The following is a 14,584-nucleotide window of genomic DNA, read 5'->3' on the forward strand; positions in this document are numbered from 1 at the left end:
TTTCGCGACGTCCTTGATTTTCCGGGCAGAAGTCAGAGCAGCCCGAGCAGGTGCAGCGCGATGCCCGCCGCCGATGTCGCCGCCAGCGTCACGATGACGCCGGCCCGCAGGACGAACACCCCCACGATCGCCGCACCGGCCAGCACCAGCGCCCACAGATCGATGCTCGCGGCCACGGGTGCGGCGAAGCGGATCGGCCCAAGCTCGACCGGCAGCGTCTGGCGGAACAGCGTGTGGATCGCGAACCAGATGGCAAGGTTGAGCACCACGCCCACCACCGCCGCCGTGATCGCCGAAAGCGCGCCCGATACGGCCGCGTTGCCGCGCAGCCGCTCGATATAGGGCGCCCCCAGGAAGATCCACAGGAAGCAGGGCAGGAAGGTCACCCAGGTCGCGAGCAGCCCGCCCAGCGTGCCGGCGAGCAGCGGAGAGAGCACGCCCGGTGTGCGATAGGCGCCGAGGAAGCCGACGAACTGCAGCACCATGATCAGCGGCCCCGGCGTGGTCTCGGCCATACCGAGCCCGTCGAGCATTTCGCCCGGGGTGAGCCAGTGATATTCCTCCACTGCCTGCTGCGCGACATAGGCGAGCACCGCATAGGCGCCGCCGAACGTCGCCACCGCCATCTTCGAGAAGAAGATCGCGATGCTGGAGAAGGTGTTGGTCGGCCCGAGCAGCAGCACCAGCGCGGCGACCGGCACCAGCCATAGCAGCAGGCAGGTCACCACCGTCCGCGACGTCTCGCGCCACGAGGCATGGGCGTGCGCCGGCAGTTCCTCGCCCAGCAGGGTATCGGCATCCGCGACCACGGCACCTCCTTTCGGCCCGCCATGCCCGCCGCCCTTGAACGCATTCGAACCGCTGCGCCCGGTCCACCAGCCGATCAGGCCGGCGGCGAGGATGATGAGCGGGAAGGGCACGCCCAGGAAGAAGATCAGGACGAAGGCGGCGGCCGCCAGCGCCCGTGACGCGCCGCTGCGCAGCGCCCGTCCGCCGATCCGGACGACCGCCTGGAGCACCACCGCCAGCACTGCGGCCTTCAATCCGAAGAACAGCGCCGCGACGAAGCCGAGCTTGCCGTACAGGACATAGATCCAGCTCAGCGCCATGATCGAGACCATGCCCGGCAGCACGAAAAGCGTGCCGGCGATCACGCCGCCCTTCGTCTTGTGGAGCAGCCAGCCGATATAGGTGGCGAGCTGCTGCGCCTCGGGGCCGGGCAGCAGCATGCAATAGTTGAGCGCGTGCAGGAATCGCTGCTCGCCGATCCAGCGTTTCTCCTCGACCAGGATGCGGTGCATCACCGCGATCTGCCCGGCCGGTCCGCCAAAGGAGAGCGCTGCGATCCGCAGCCACACCCAGAAGGCCTGGCCAAGCGTGACGGGAGCAGGTCGGGCCGGGGCTGCGGCCCCGTCGAGAGCCGCCGCGCTCATGCCTGCACCGCGCGCGGCTTGTGCGAGGTCCAGTCGTGCGTTTCCGATCGCGCGTCGCGGCACCAGCGGTAGAGCGCGTCGTAGATCGGCATGCCGGCCTCGAGCTGCTCCAGGTCGTCGGCATGGACGCGGGAGAGGCCGAGCGAGAGGGCGAGCAGGCCGGCTGCCTCGGGCACGATGTCGGGCCGGGCGGTGTCGGCGCCGCGCACGATCGTCGCCAGATGTTCGAGTGCGGGGAAGGCCGTGAGGCCGAAGGTCTCGACCATCAGGTCGAAGGTGCAGCGCTCGCCGCGATGGCTCCAGAACACCTCGTCATGCGCCACGTCGAAGGCGGCGGCGTCGAAGCGCCGGGCGGTCTCGATCACGTCGCCGGGGGCGACGAACAGGAAGCGTGCGGCGGGGTCGACGAAGCGCCGGATCAGCCAGGGGCAGGCGATGCGGTCGACCTTGGGCCGCGCGCGGGTGACCCAGAGTGTCCGGCCTTGGGCGTCGCGCCCCGGGAGCCGCTCGGTCGCGAGCAGGGGCAGGGCGGCGGCCTGCCAGGCGGCGAAACCGCCTTCCAGAATCTCGGCATCGATCCCGTCGCTGCGCAGCCAGGCGGCCAGGCCGGGCGCGGTGCGCGTGCCGTCCTCGTCGATGATGATTGCGGCGCGGCCGGTCAGGCGGGCGGTCCATTCTCCGATCGCGCCGGCGGGGACGGGAAGGGAGGCGGGTATCAGCGTGGTGCCGCGATCCTCGCGCAGGTCGAGGAGCATTGGGGCGGCGGCGGTGCCGATCAGGCGTGACAGCTTGTCAGCGGCTATGCTGTTGGGCGTGGGCATGGGGCGTCCTTCATTGCGGAACAGGACGCGATGCTTCGGCTGACGCCTCGTGGGGAGATCGCGTTCCCCATGGCTCGAAAAGAGCCCAGCGGGCTGGCGCTGTCAAGCGGCGGCGCGAGGGTTGGGCGGGACGGATCGAGGCGGAGGGGCACGTGTAAGTAAGACTACCAATCGCCATATGTTCGGTGCTCGCCTTAGGCTCGTGTGGCGTATCGGGACCGGTTTGGTGCATTGCCCTGTTCGCCACCTCCCCGAAGGCTGATATGGTAACCGGGCGCGGGAATCGCGCGAAGCCCGTTGCAGTGTCGAACCCGCTAGCTAGGCGCAGGTTGTAATGACGTCGTCGCGGAAGAAGAACATGCCGCCGCTGCTCCTGATCGAGGATGATGCCTCGGTGCGCCGGGGGCTGCAGCTCATGCTCCAGGGCGCCGGATATCAGGTCATCGCCTTCGCCAGCGCCGCCGCCGCGCTCGCCGATCCCGTATCGGTCGAGGCAACGCATCTCGTGGTCGATTATTCGATGCCCTACTGTGACGGTATCGAATCCCTCCGCACGCTCCAGGAGAGGGGTTGGGACGGCGTTGCGGTGCTGATCACCGCGCATTTTTCCGAAAGCCTGCGAAGCGAAGCGATCTCCGCCGGTTTCGTCGAAGTGCTGCCCAAGCCGTTTCGCGATGACGTACTGCTCGAGGAACTAGCCCGAGTCGTCGAGCCGATAGTCTAACTGCGTCCCATTTCGCGGCATCGGGCGCGGGATTTGATGTGTCCGTATAGTTTCCAAACCATTTCCGAACAATTTCTTTCGTGCTATCGACATCCGACCCGCTGAACGAGGGAACCCACTATCGGGTGTGGCTCGGGCGCTTCAGCGGCGGAGATTGCGGTGGCCGGTGCCCCAAGCACATCGGCGCGCGACCTCGCTGCCGCCTATGGTCTGGCGGTAGGCTCGGTCGTAGTCGCCACGCTTCTGCGCTGGGCCCTCGAGCCCTGGCTGAACGGTCACGGACATTATCTGCTCTATGCGGTCGCGGTGCTCGTCACCGGTGCCTTTGCCGGCTCGGGGCCCGCGCTGGCAGCCGCCCTCGCATCGGTGGCGGCGGTTGCCCTGATGGGCTGGGCAAGCGGCGAGGCCGCCATTCTCGAGCGAGTCGTCTTCCTGTTCGCCTGCTCGGTCATCATCCTCGTCGTATCCTATATCATGCGCCTGCAATGGCGGTTGCGCGCCAGCGAGCAAGTCGCGGAACGCCGGGCAAACCGCGCGCATGACCTGGCGGAGACGCTGAACCTGCTGATCGACGGTGCCGAGGGATATGGCATCTACATGCTCGATCCGGATGGGCGGATAACGATCTGGAACAAGGCGGCGGAACGGCTGAAGGGTTGGAGCGAGCGCGAAGTCGTCGGCAGGCACTGTTCGATCTTCTACCCCGACACGGCCCTGGCGCTCGACAAGCCGCAGCATGACCTCGATCGCGCCCGCGCCGAGGGTTGCCTGGAGGAGGAGGACTGGTGCGTTCGCAAGAACGGCTCGGAATTCCTCGCCCACACCATGCTTACGCCGCTCTATGACGAGCAAGGTGCGCTGCGGGGCTTTGCGAAGGTCGTTCGCGACGTGACCGAGCAACGCGCGGCGGAACGGCATCTCCAGGCGAGCGCGGCGCAGTTTCGTTCCATCCTGGCGGCGGTGCCCGATGCGATGGTGGTGATCAACGAGACGGGCAAGATCCTGTCGTTCAGCGCCGCGGCGGAGAAACTGTTCGGCGTGTGCGAGGCCGATGTCGTGGGTTCCAATGTCAGCCGGCTGATGCCGGCTCCGGACCGCGATCGGCACGACGACTATCTTCGGCGATATCTCGAGACGGGCGAGGCCCGGATGATCGGGGTCGGCGGGATCGTGCTGGGGCAGCGCCACGACGGGACGACCTTCCCGATGGACCTGTCGGTCGGCGAGGCCACGTCCGAGGGCGGCCGGGTCTTCATCGGTTTCATCCGCGACCTTACGGAGAAGGTTGCGGACGAGGAGCGGATCGAGGCGCTGCGTTCCGAGCTGGTCCATGCCGCACGCGTGAGCGCGATGGGCACCATGGCATCCACGCTGGCCCATGAATTGAACCAGCCGATAACCGCCGTGGTCACCTTCGTGCGCGGCGCCCGGAACATGCTGCGCGACGGCAATGCCGAGGACCGGGAGACGATAGAGGAAGGGCTGGACGAAGCGTTCGAGGAAGCGCTTCGGGCTGGCAGCATCGTACGTCGGCTGCGCGAGTTCGTTGCGCGCGGCGAGGTCGAGAAGTCGATCGAGGCGCTTTCCGCACTGGTCGAAGACGCTTCCGAACTCGCGCTGATCGGCGCGCGGGAAAGGGGCGTGGAGGCGAGCTTCCGGCTGGACCTGTCGGTGGACAGCGTCCTCGTCGACCGCATCCAGATCCAACAGGTGCTGATCAATCTCATGCGCAATGCCATCGAGGCGATGATCGGGGCGCCCCGGCGCTCGCTCACCATATCGACCGCGCCTGACGATCCCGGCTTCGTCCGCGTTACCGTCGCCGATACCGGGCCCGGGGTTCCGCCGGGGATCGCCGAGAATCTGTTCCGCGCCTTCCACAGCACCAAGAGCAGTGGAATGGGGCTGGGGCTGTCGATCTGCCGGACGATCGTCGAAGCCAATGGCGGACGCATCTGGCTGGAGCCGGACAGCGGCGACGGCGCCCGTTTTCATTTCACCCTTGTTCGTGCTGATGCGGAGTCCCTGGAATGAGCGACAAACCGTTGGTCCATGTCATCGATGACGAAGAAAGCGTGCGCCGGGGCGCCAAGTTCTTCCTGAGCGCCTCCGGCTATGCGGTTCGCGTATGGGCGTCCGGCATCGCCTTCCTGAAAGAGGTTCGCCATGTCGAGCCCGGCTGCATCCTGCTTGATATCCGCATGCCTGAAATGGACGGCATCGAGGTGCAGCAGCAGCTCGGCGCGCGCGGCGTGACGATGCCTGTCATCGTGCTGACCGGCCATGGCGACGTGTCGGTGGCGGTGAAGGCGATGAAGGCGGGCGCCGTCGATTTCCTCGAAAAGCCCTTCGACACCGATGCGCTTCTGGACGCGATCGGCCGGGCTTTCGACCGGATCACGGCAGGCAAGGACATCAGTGCCCGGGTCGCCGAGGCCGGCGTGGTGCTCGGTATCCTGAGCTGCCGCGAGCGCGAGGTGCTCGAGCGGCTGGCGCAGGGGCTGCCCAACAAGACGATCGCGTTCGACCTCGGCATAAGCTGCCGCACCGTCGAGGTGCATCGCGCCAACATCATGGCCAAGCTGCATGCGCGCAGCCTGTCGGAAGCGCTTCGGATCGCCTTCGCGGCCGGAATGGGCCAGGGGCGGCCCGTGCTCGCCGCAGCTCCCAGAGCGTAGCAACCCGGCCACACCGCTCCCGAAACCCGCAGAACCACGCCGTTACGCACCCGATGCGTCGGGTTACTGATGCCCGGTTTAACCGGACATCAACCGCTTTGGGTGGAGAAAGAACCGTTCTGGCGGGAGTTCTTCATCATGCAGTACAACAACAGCGTTTCTTCCTTCGTGCGCCGGGTTGGCGCAGCGGCCGCTTTCGGCGCGCTGATCGCGGCGACGCCGGCGGCCTTTGCCGATCCGTCGCAGGACAGCTACCGGCTGACGGTCAGCGGCTATGTGCCGGTTGTCTGCCGCGCGAACCTCGACAATTCGGTTGCCGCGTCGAACGGCAACCAGGTCGATCTCGGCACGCTGCACGAATTCTGCAACAGCGCGAATGGCTATCAGGTGACGGTCGATCACTCGCCCGAGCTGGCCGGCGCCACCCTGATGATCGACGGCACTGCCGTGCGCCTCTCCGACGCCGGTTCGACGGTCATCTCGGGTGCCGCGCAGCCGGGCATCGCAGCGCACAAGGTGTCGCTGGTCACCGAGAACGGCCAGGCCAACGGCACGCTGTCGATCCGCGTCACGGCGCTCTGATCCAGCCCAGGCTGGATCACGAGCAGATCGTTCCCGGCGTACCCGCGGCCAGCGGGGAGATGGTGACGGTCAATATGTCCTGATAGTTGGGGGCGGGCGTTCGCGTCTGCCCCCCTTGCAGCAGGCGCACGTTCACCGGCAGTAATATGCCCTGGTTCGGTGGTGACCCGGCCAGGCCGGCGCGGGTGCAGGTCTGGTTGATCGGCGTCGTGTTGGACGGGCTGCGCGTCTGCCCGACAAAGGTCGCCGAATAGCTCATCGACTGGGTCGCATTCGCCGGGTTGCCGCCCGGGAAGGTCAGCTTGTAGCCATTCTGCGACGTGACGCTGATGGAATAGGGACCCGAGCTGGCGACGCGGACATAGCCGGTGCGGATGATCGGCGTGTTCGTCACGTCGGTATCGGTCTTGTCGCCGACTTCTCCGAAATCCAGCGCCGGGCCGGCATAGCTGGCCTGCAGCGCGCTCAGCACATTGACGTTGATGTGGATCGCGCTCGACAGCTTGGTCGGCGTGGTGACATCGGCCATGCCGCCGGTGCCGTTGCAGACATAGAGGATGTCGAAGTCGATCGGGTTGCCCGCCGAGAGATCGACATTCGCCGGCACCGTGACGACCAGGTTGAACGGCGTCGACTGGTCGGGCTGCGAGGCGCCACCGAAATTGTAGTTGATCTCCCCCGCCGACTGCGAGTTGATCGTCGGGTGCCCCATGGTGTTGCCCTCTGTGTAGAGGATGCTCGTGCCATTGTAGAGGATCTGGTAGTTGGGCGTACCCACCGGCTTGGTCAGCACGAAGTTGACCGTCTGGGTCTTGGCCGCACCGGTGCCGAAGCGGGTCAGGATCAACGGGATCGTCACTTGCGTCAAACCGGTGGGCGAGAAGGGATCGTAGGTGATCGTCGGCGAGGCCAGTGCCTGGCCGGATACACCGCAGGTCCCCTTGCCCTGCGCCCAGGCTGGCGCGGCCCCGGCGATGCCGAGGACGCCGCAGACAGCTGCGAGCAGCGGTATCATCTTGCTCATGGCTTGGTTCCGTCCTTCGCTGCAGGCGTGAGCTCGCCAAGGCGCACCACGCCTTCGGCCTTCTCCGCGATATCAATGACGTAGCTGCTCTTCTCGGTATCGAGCATGTCGATCCGCCAGCGACCGGCGGCGAGGCCGGTGGCGGCGAAGCGGCCCTCACGGTTGGTGAACACCACAACCGGTTCACGCTCCGGATGCGCCAGCTCGGTCGCCTTGCCGGTGACCAGCGAAACAGGATCGCCGTTGCGGTCGGTCATCCGGCCCATCGCCGTCAGATTGTAGCCCGAGCCGACCTCCAGCCGATATCCGCTGCGATAGGGCGGGAAGAGGCGATAGGCACCCTGGCCAAGGTCGTATCCAGCGGGCGCGTTCGGCGCGTCGATCTTGACCGTGCGCTCCGCATAGGAGCTGAGGCTCGGCTGCAGCGCTGTGCCCAGCGCACCGGTCGAGGCCGTGTAGCCGAACTCGGTCGGATCGACGCGGATATTGGCGCCCTTCAGGCTCTCATGCCCTTTGACCACCGCGAAGCTGTCATAGATCGGCCGGCCGATCGTAAGCGCGCCGTCGGCGAGCGCGATCGCGGTGCCGAAGCGGAACGAAGTCCGCTGCCCGGTGGAGCGGCCGAAATCGTCGTCGAACGTGCCGAAATGGCTGAAGCCGAGGTCGGCGCGGTTGCCCACATAATTGCCGGCTACGCTGACGCCCGCGCCATTCTTGTCGCGCTCGATATCGGCGGCGATGTTGTACGAGCCGACGCCCTGGCCGTGCATCATGTTGTACGACAGGCGTGCCCGCTCGGTCCGCGTGTCATAGTCGGCGCGGAAGTTGGAGTAGCGGCCGAGGCGCAGGGTCAGGCTGAGCAGTCCACCCAGCCCCTTGCGGACATTGTCGCGCTCGTAGCGCAGGTCGCCGGTCATGGTCAGGCGGTCGTTGATCCGCCAGCCCATGGTGGCGCGCGCCGTGTAGAGGTCGCGCTGGCCGTCGCGTCCGCGCGAGTAGCGCCCGTCGATGCCGCCATAGATATAGTCGGTGAAGGTGTGCGAATAGCCGCCACCGGCCTCCCAGGCGAAGGGGTTGCGCGGAATCACCGTGCCGATCGGCCCGAAGTCGCGGCTGCGGCTCTCGAAGAACATTGTGATCGAGTCCGAGCGGCCATTGGGGCGCTGGATCAGCCGCTGGAAGGTTGCCAGCGCGGCGCGGCCCATGCCGATACCGTCGATATGCGAGAGCGAGAAGCTGCCCGCGAAGGTGCCGAGCGACGTGCCCCATACGGCTTCCACGCCGCCCATCACCACCCGGTTATCGGCCTGGATATTGGCACCCAGGGTGAGCGCGTCGCTCATGCCGTGCCGGAAGAAGGCGGAGACCGCCGGCTTGTTGGTATAATGCGGGCCGTGCGCCTCGAGCGGCGCCATCACGCCCGCATAGAGGCCGAATTCACTCAGCCCGGCCGAAAGCTGCGACTGGTCGAGGAAGACGTTGAAGCGCAGGACCTCGCTGCGGCCGGTATCGTCGAGGATGTTCAGGCGAACGTCGTTCGCGCCCTGGGTGAACGGGAAGTCGCGCAGGTTGTAGGTGCCCGGCGCCAGCTGGAGGCGTCGCACGAGCTCGCCATTGACATAGACCTCGACGGTCGATGAACGGGTGAGCTGGAAGCTGCGGTCGCCGCGCGGCCGCACGATTTCCTGCGGCTGCAACACGCTGTACGACCGGAAGACGGAAACGCCCGCGATATCGGGCACCGACTGGAAGCCGCGCGTGACCGGCTGGAGGTCGCCCAGGGTCCAGCGGACCAGCCGCTTCGGATCGTCATAGACGAAGCGCGAGCCCAGTCTCTGGAAGTCGGTGGCGTTGCTGCCGGGCTGCCAGACCGCCTGGCTCTCCAGCACGACGCCCATGGTGCGGATGGCGCCGTCGAGGAACAGCACCGGCGATTGCACACCCTTGTCCGCGCCGCTCCAGAGGTAATCTACATTGCCGCGGATGTTCAGATAGGCACTGAAATCGGCGGGTTTGACATAGGTACCGATCTTGTCCCGCTCGAGCGGGCTGACCATCACCGTGCGGGTCGCGCGGCGCTCGCTCGCGATGTCGAGCACGATCGCCAGCTGCTGCGGATCATAGTGGAGCTGGATGCCGGATGCCTGGAACGCTTCCGGGCCCAGTGCCGCCTTGCCGGCGAAGCTCGCCTGCAGGTTGCGCAGCACGTCCGGGTCGAGGACGTTGGAGAGCAGGTCCATCAGCCGCCGCGACGAGAACTCGATCGAGTCGTCGGGCTGGATGGTGACGACGATGTCACCGAGATAGACCGGGCCATCCTTCGCGGCCACCGTCAGCGTCACCGGCTTGCCGGTGGTGTTGATCCTGGCCTGCGCGTCACCGCCGGCGCTGGGCTTGGGCAGGACGATGTGGCGCTCCTGCTCCTGGGTCGTCTGTTTGGGACCATCCTCGCTGGCGCGAGCGGCCGGCGAGATGGCGAAGGGCGCGCAGCCCGCCATCAGGACGATGGCGAACCAGCGCAGGGGGCGCCTAGCCCTCGGGCGTGAATTGGGCATCGATCGTGCCTTCACTGGTGGGGAGCTGGATGGGGATGAGCAGCCGGCGGGTCTGTCCTGCGCCGACCAGGCCGAAGCCTACGGTCTGCTGGATTTCGGGCCCGGCGAGCGTGCGACGGAACACTTCCTTGCCGCTGCGATCGCGCTCGACGATCCGCAGCCGGCCCTTGGACAGATAGCCATGGGCGGGGCTGTCGTTGGTCAGGGTGATCGCGGCGATCGCCTGACCCTTCTCGTCGAGCGCCACTTCGCTCTTCGCGATCTTGAGCTCGGGCCTCGCGCCGGCGGGCCGCACGCTGACCAGCACCTGGAAGTTGTACAGGATCTGGATGGCGGACTGGCCCTGCGGCAGCTGCACCGGCAGCTGGGCGACGGTGACGTAATAGTGCTTGCTGCGGGCAAGGGCGGGGTCGCCGATATATTGCACGCGGAAGGACTGGGTCTGGCCGGGCTGGATGATCGCCTGGGGCGGGAAGATCAGCAAGTCGCCGGAGTCCTTGCCCGTGCCGTGCAGTCCGGCCTGGTCGAAGGTGAGTTCCTCGACGCGCAGCTCCACCGGAAGCGGCTGGGTGAAGGTGTTCTCCACCGTGATCGTCTGGCTCATTCCGCTGCCAGTGGGCGTCAGATCGACGACGACCGGCTGCACCGTCTCCGCCTGTACCAGCGGAGTGCTCGCGAGCATGGCGGCGGCCAGTGCCGGACCAAGAGCGAGACCACGGACCCATTTCTTCATCTGTTTTCCTCCCGGAATGCGTGGGGTGCGTCAGTCGGCGACCTGGATCTCCAGGACGATCTCGTCGGTGTAGTTGCCCGCCACGAGGGGGGCGCCGCCGCTGGCGAGGGTGAAAAGGACCGCAAGGTCGCCCGAGCGGGCGCCACTTGCGTCGATGGTGATCGGCGTGCCGTCATCGGTGCCGCGCTCGGCCTGGTCGGCGCCCCAGCGGACACCCAGCCGATAGGGCAGCAGCTGGCGGAAGGGGGCGACGCTCGCCACCGCCGCGCCGTCCCGCCGCAGCCCGCCATTGCCGCTGCGCAGCACGATGCGGTGGGGCGCGTTGCAGATGACCGGCAGCTCGACCCGGATCGTCGCCGCCAGGGGCGTCGCATCGTTCAGGCTCGCCAGCTGGTCGATCCGGATGCGGCCGGTGCCGGACGACACGGGATCGAAGCTGGCATTGGTGCCGCTGGTGCCTGCGGGGGATTTCATCAGGCAGGCGGCCGGCGCTTCACCGATGATGTCGAGGTGGCCGGTGACCGGCTGCGGCTGGTTCTGGGCCAGGGCGGCTGCCGGAAGCATTGCCAGCGCGACGGGGATCAGGATCCTCTTCATTGCTGCGGCTCCAGGGTAATGCGCAGCGTGTCGCCATAGGTGCCGGCGACAAGCGGCGCGTTTGCGCGGTGATTGGTGGCACCGGCATCGATCTCGAGGCGGAGCTGCAGCGTTCCGGTCGCGGTTTCGCTGACGAAGAGGCTGGTCTCGGCCATGCGGCGCAGCCGGGCATCGGCGAACAACGCGAGGGTTTGCGATGCCCAGTAGAGCGTGGCGCGGTAGGGAACCGCGTCGCCGAACCCTTCCGGGGCGTTGCCCACCCGCTCGCTGGTGCGCCAGAGCCCGTTGTTCTGGCTCTCCACCCGCAGCAGGTGCGGGAACGCGCAGACCGCGTCGAAGCTGATCTCGGCCGATGCCGGGCGGGTCGACAATGTCGTCCCGTCGACCAGCTGATCGATCGGCAGGCTGTTGCCGTTGATCCCGCGGAAATTGGCCTGGGCGCCACCCAGCCGCGGAGCGCCGAGCGTGCAGGTGCCTGGCACCTGGCCGGTCACGTCCATTGCCCGGACCTCGCTGATCGTCTGCGCGACGGCGGGGAGCGGGAGCAGGACCGCGATCGCGAACAAGGGGTGGCTGCGCATGTCGTGCACTCCCTCAATCGGCCACCGACAGCGTCACCGTGACCGCGCCGCGATACAGCGGATCGGAGACGAGCCGCAGCCCGGTGCCTCCGCCGGTCAGGAAGTTGTCGAGCGTGATGGTGATGTCGCTCTGGAACGCGGTGGCGCGGTTCTGCGAGGCGGCCGGGTTGCTGGCGGCGCCCGTGGTGAAGACCGCGGATGTCGGGGTCCAGCCGCTGGCGGCGGCGCGGTAGTTCACCGTCCGCGAGAAGCCGGCCGGCGGCGTGCCCGTCGCGTTCTGCGACAATAGCGGCGTCGCCTCGACCGAGATCACGCTGCGGGTGCTGCAGAACGCCCCGGTCAGGGTCCGGGTCGGCGCCGGCAGGTCGGTGCGCAGCAATCCGGTCGACGTGTCGATGAGCACGCCGAGATCGATGTTGCTGCCGCCCGTCAGCGTCCCGCCGAAGCAGAGCGAGGGTACCGTGCCGGTCACCGTAACCGTACCGCTGGAGGTGGTGCCCGTGGTCTGGGCCCATGCCGGCGCGCAGATGACCATCGAGGCGGTCAGGGCAGCGCGGAAAACCATATGCTTGTTCATGCTAGCCTCCCAATTCGGTCGGGTGAGGTGCCTGGCGGGATCAGTCTCCGCCGCCACTGAAGTTGGGCGTGAGGGTGACGATCACCTGGCCGCCATAATTGCCGGCGACGAGCAGGCCGCTCCCCGGCGTCGAGGACTGGGACAGCGTCACCCGGATGTTGCCCGAGAAGAGCCCGACATTGACGGCGCCGCCCGGACCCGGGCTCGCTGCCAGCGAACTGTCGGTCGTCGAGGTGCTGTTGGCCGCCGCCGTGGCGAGATAGTCGACCCGGGTGTCGAACCCGGAGATGGCGGGGCCGCCATAGTCGAGGTTGAGCAGCGGCTGCGCCTCGACCGTCATGGTCGCCGCAGTGCCGTTGCACCAGCCGACCAGATCGCGGAACTGGTTGTCGACGCGGGCGGTGTCGAGCCTGCCGGCAGCCGCGCCGGTGCCGCTCTGCGAGATCTCCCCGAGCGCGATGACCGCGGAGGGGACGGTGAAGAGGCAGCGATCGGCGACGGATCCGTTCACGTTCACCGTGCCAGTCGACTGCGCCAGCGCCGGGGTCGCGACCAGCGCGGCCGGAACGGCGAGCAGGAAAGAGATGCGCATGGTCGTTCTCCAGCAGAAAGGTCTGGACGAGGGAGGAGAGGGGGCGGCCTCCCTCGCCCAGCACGGGTCAGGCGGACGGGCTCACGGTGAGCGCGATCACACCCGAGTAATTTCCGGCCTCCAGCATGTCGGTCGCGGTGGTGGTGTTGCCGTTCGAGACCGTGAGGACGATGTTGTTCGGCGCATTGGCCAGGTGATCGCCGACAAGCGCGGTGGTCGCGCCGGCGACGTTCGAGGTGTCGATCGCCGAGGTCGTGCCGCCGGCCGCTTTCGAGGCGACCATCGTCGCGGTGTAGTGCACCGTGTTGGTATAGCCGGCGGTCGGGGTCACGATCGCGGAGTTGACCAGTGCCGAGGCATCCACCGAGATCTGCGGATTGGCACTCGTGCAGGTGACCGTGAACGACCGGCTCAGGCCACCCACATTCGCCGAGAAGGTCGGATTGACCTTGCCGTCGGCAACGGCGAGTTCGCCCAGGTTGATGCTGCCGTTCAGGCCGCCCGCGGAAGTGCACTTGGCGGCGACCGTGCCGGTCACCGTGACATTGCCCGACACGCTCTGCGCGGCTGCCGGGACCGCCGCCAGCGCCGAACCGGCGAGAAGGGCGGTGAACAGAAGCTTCTTCATAATGCTCTCCTATTTGAAGTCGGGCAGGTCAGGCCGGAGCGGCGCGGCTGCCATTTTTCACTTGGGGTAGAAGCCCGGGGTATCTGGCGCCGGCCGCCGGGCCGAACCGGCAGGTCGCCGTCAGGGCGATGCGCTGAGCGTCACCGTCAGGACGTCGGAATAGGTACCGTTCACCAGCGCCGATGCGCCGGCATAGGGTGGGGCGGATACGCGCAGGTACGAGCCTGCCTGCAGCGTCGATGCGGCGGAAAGGCGCAGCCCCTGCGCGGTGCTTGCCGGGCCGAGGAAGCTGCAGGTGGAGCCGGTGGGCAGCGTCGATGCGGCGCAGGTGGCGTCCGCCGTCGTCCCGCCGCCATTGGCGACGAGATGCAGGCTCACATCATAGGGCGCGCGAACGGTATAGCCGGTCGGCGCGGTTCCCGTGGTGAGCAGGCCGCCATTTTGCGACACTACCGCGACGCGCGAAGGGCCGGTGCAATCGAGCACGAAGGCGAAGTCGTGCTGCAGCCCGTTCACGTCGAAATCATTCTGGTTGTAGGAGCCGCTCGGCGTGCCGCCCGTGCCGAAGCCGCATCGGCCGCCGACTGAGGCCGTGACCGGGATCGACAGGACGATCTGATTGGGCGTGCGGCCCGAATCGGGGGAATATGCGGTTGTTTGGGCAGAGGCGGCGGAGACCCACCCCATGCAGACCGCGAATGCCAGATGCGTCCTTGTGCGCATGTCCTCACCCTTCTGGTTCGCGACACTCTCGGCATCGCGCCTTGCTCAGAAGGATGGTGAACAAACCGTTAGGTAGAACTTGTGGTCTTCCACATGTCGGTAATTGCGTATTACATCGATAATACACAGATCAATGATCTGATATCATTCGCTTTATTTTCGCCCGAACTTTCGCTTGCCGCGCATCGTCTCGATTCGGAGCATTGCCGGGCCCAGAATCGTCGCGGATTGACGCGATCCGCGTTTTCGGGACGGCCCTTGGGAGAAGAGGGCAGTCCGGTGCCCGGGCCTGCGAACCGCACGGATCGTGCCGGTCCTCAGGCACCCGATCGAGCG

15 protein-coding genes are annotated in these 14,584 nt (G+C 67.1%); 4 read left to right on the forward strand and 11 right to left on the reverse strand.

What is annotated here, in order from left to right; all coding sequences use genetic code 11:
* Positions 1-32: 32 nt before the first annotated feature.
* Entirely contained in the window at positions 33-1,433 is a 1,401-nt protein-coding gene (chrA, locus tag O3305_RS02655; protein WP_269575029.1) for a chromate efflux transporter, read from the reverse strand.
* Positions 1,430-2,254, reverse strand: a complete 825-nt coding sequence (locus O3305_RS02660) for a chromate resistance protein ChrB domain-containing protein (protein WP_269575030.1) — start codon at positions 2,252-2,254, stop codon at positions 1,430-1,432. The genes chrA and O3305_RS02660 overlap by 4 nt, the downstream gene beginning before the upstream one ends.
* 334 nt (positions 2,255-2,588) lie before the next feature.
* Between O3305_RS02660 and O3305_RS02665 the strand changes: the two genes are divergently transcribed.
* The 4 genes from O3305_RS02665 to O3305_RS02680 all read left to right on the forward strand — a co-directional run bounded on the left by O3305_RS02665 (position 2,589) and on the right by O3305_RS02680 (position 6,238).
* Entirely contained in the window at positions 2,589-2,978 is a 390-nt protein-coding gene (locus O3305_RS02665) for a response regulator (protein WP_269575031.1), read from the forward strand.
* 159 nt (positions 2,979-3,137) lie between these two features.
* Positions 3,138-5,012, forward strand: a complete 1,875-nt coding sequence (locus tag O3305_RS02670; protein ID WP_269575032.1) for a PAS domain S-box protein — start codon at positions 3,138-3,140, stop codon at positions 5,010-5,012.
* Positions 5,009-5,656: a response regulator transcription factor gene (locus O3305_RS02675; protein ID WP_269575033.1), complete on the forward strand. Its 648-nt coding sequence runs from the start codon at positions 5,009-5,011 to the stop codon at positions 5,654-5,656. The genes O3305_RS02670 and O3305_RS02675 overlap by 4 nt, the downstream gene beginning before the upstream one ends.
* Positions 5,657-5,758: 102 nt before the next feature.
* Entirely contained in the window at positions 5,759-6,238 is a 480-nt protein-coding gene (locus O3305_RS02680) for a hypothetical protein (RefSeq protein WP_269575034.1), read from the forward strand.
* A gap of 16 nt (positions 6,239-6,254) precedes the next feature.
* On the opposite strand, the gene O3305_RS02685 is transcribed toward O3305_RS02680, so the two are convergent.
* The 9 genes from O3305_RS02685 to O3305_RS02725 all read right to left on the reverse strand — a co-directional run bounded on the left by O3305_RS02685 (position 6,255) and on the right by O3305_RS02725 (position 14,248).
* A complete protein-coding gene (locus tag O3305_RS02685) occupies positions 6,255-7,262 on the reverse strand; it encodes a hypothetical protein (protein WP_269575035.1) in 1,008 nt (335 codons plus the stop codon).
* Positions 7,259-9,760: a fimbria/pilus outer membrane usher protein gene (locus O3305_RS02690; protein ID WP_269575036.1), complete on the reverse strand. Its 2,502-nt coding sequence runs from the start codon at positions 9,758-9,760 to the stop codon at positions 7,259-7,261. The genes O3305_RS02685 and O3305_RS02690 overlap by 4 nt, the downstream gene beginning before the upstream one ends.
* Positions 9,761-9,791: 31 nt before the next feature.
* On the reverse strand, positions 9,792-10,550 hold the full coding sequence (locus tag O3305_RS02695) for a fimbrial biogenesis chaperone (RefSeq protein ID WP_269575037.1): 759 nt from the start codon (positions 10,548-10,550) through the stop codon (positions 9,792-9,794).
* Between the two features lie 30 nt (positions 10,551-10,580).
* Positions 10,581-11,147, reverse strand: coding sequence for a hypothetical protein (locus tag O3305_RS02700; RefSeq protein ID WP_269575038.1), 567 nt, complete (start codon positions 11,145-11,147; stop codon positions 10,581-10,583).
* Positions 11,144-11,728 (reverse strand): hypothetical protein, encoded by a 585-nt coding sequence (locus O3305_RS02705; RefSeq protein WP_269575039.1) that lies wholly within the window; start codon positions 11,726-11,728, stop codon positions 11,144-11,146. The genes O3305_RS02700 and O3305_RS02705 overlap by 4 nt, the downstream gene beginning before the upstream one ends.
* A gap of 13 nt (positions 11,729-11,741) precedes the next feature.
* Entirely contained in the window at positions 11,742-12,305 is a 564-nt protein-coding gene (locus O3305_RS02710; RefSeq protein WP_184166972.1) for a hypothetical protein, read from the reverse strand.
* Positions 12,306-12,345: 40 nt separating this feature from the next.
* Positions 12,346-12,897, reverse strand: a complete 552-nt coding sequence (locus O3305_RS02715) for a hypothetical protein (protein ID WP_184166969.1) — start codon at positions 12,895-12,897, stop codon at positions 12,346-12,348.
* A gap of 67 nt (positions 12,898-12,964) precedes the next feature.
* On the reverse strand, positions 12,965-13,525 hold the full coding sequence (locus O3305_RS02720) for a hypothetical protein (protein ID WP_184166966.1): 561 nt from the start codon (positions 13,523-13,525) through the stop codon (positions 12,965-12,967).
* Positions 13,526-13,645: 120 nt separating this feature from the next.
* A complete protein-coding gene (locus O3305_RS02725; protein ID WP_184166963.1) occupies positions 13,646-14,248 on the reverse strand; it encodes a hypothetical protein in 603 nt (200 codons plus the stop codon).
* Between the last annotated feature and the right edge of the window lie 336 nt (positions 14,249-14,584).

This window comes from Sphingomonas sp. NIBR02145 (assembly GCF_027359115.1).
Lineage (GTDB): Bacteria > Pseudomonadota > Alphaproteobacteria > Sphingomonadales > Sphingomonadaceae > Sphingomonas > Sphingomonas kyeonggiensis_A.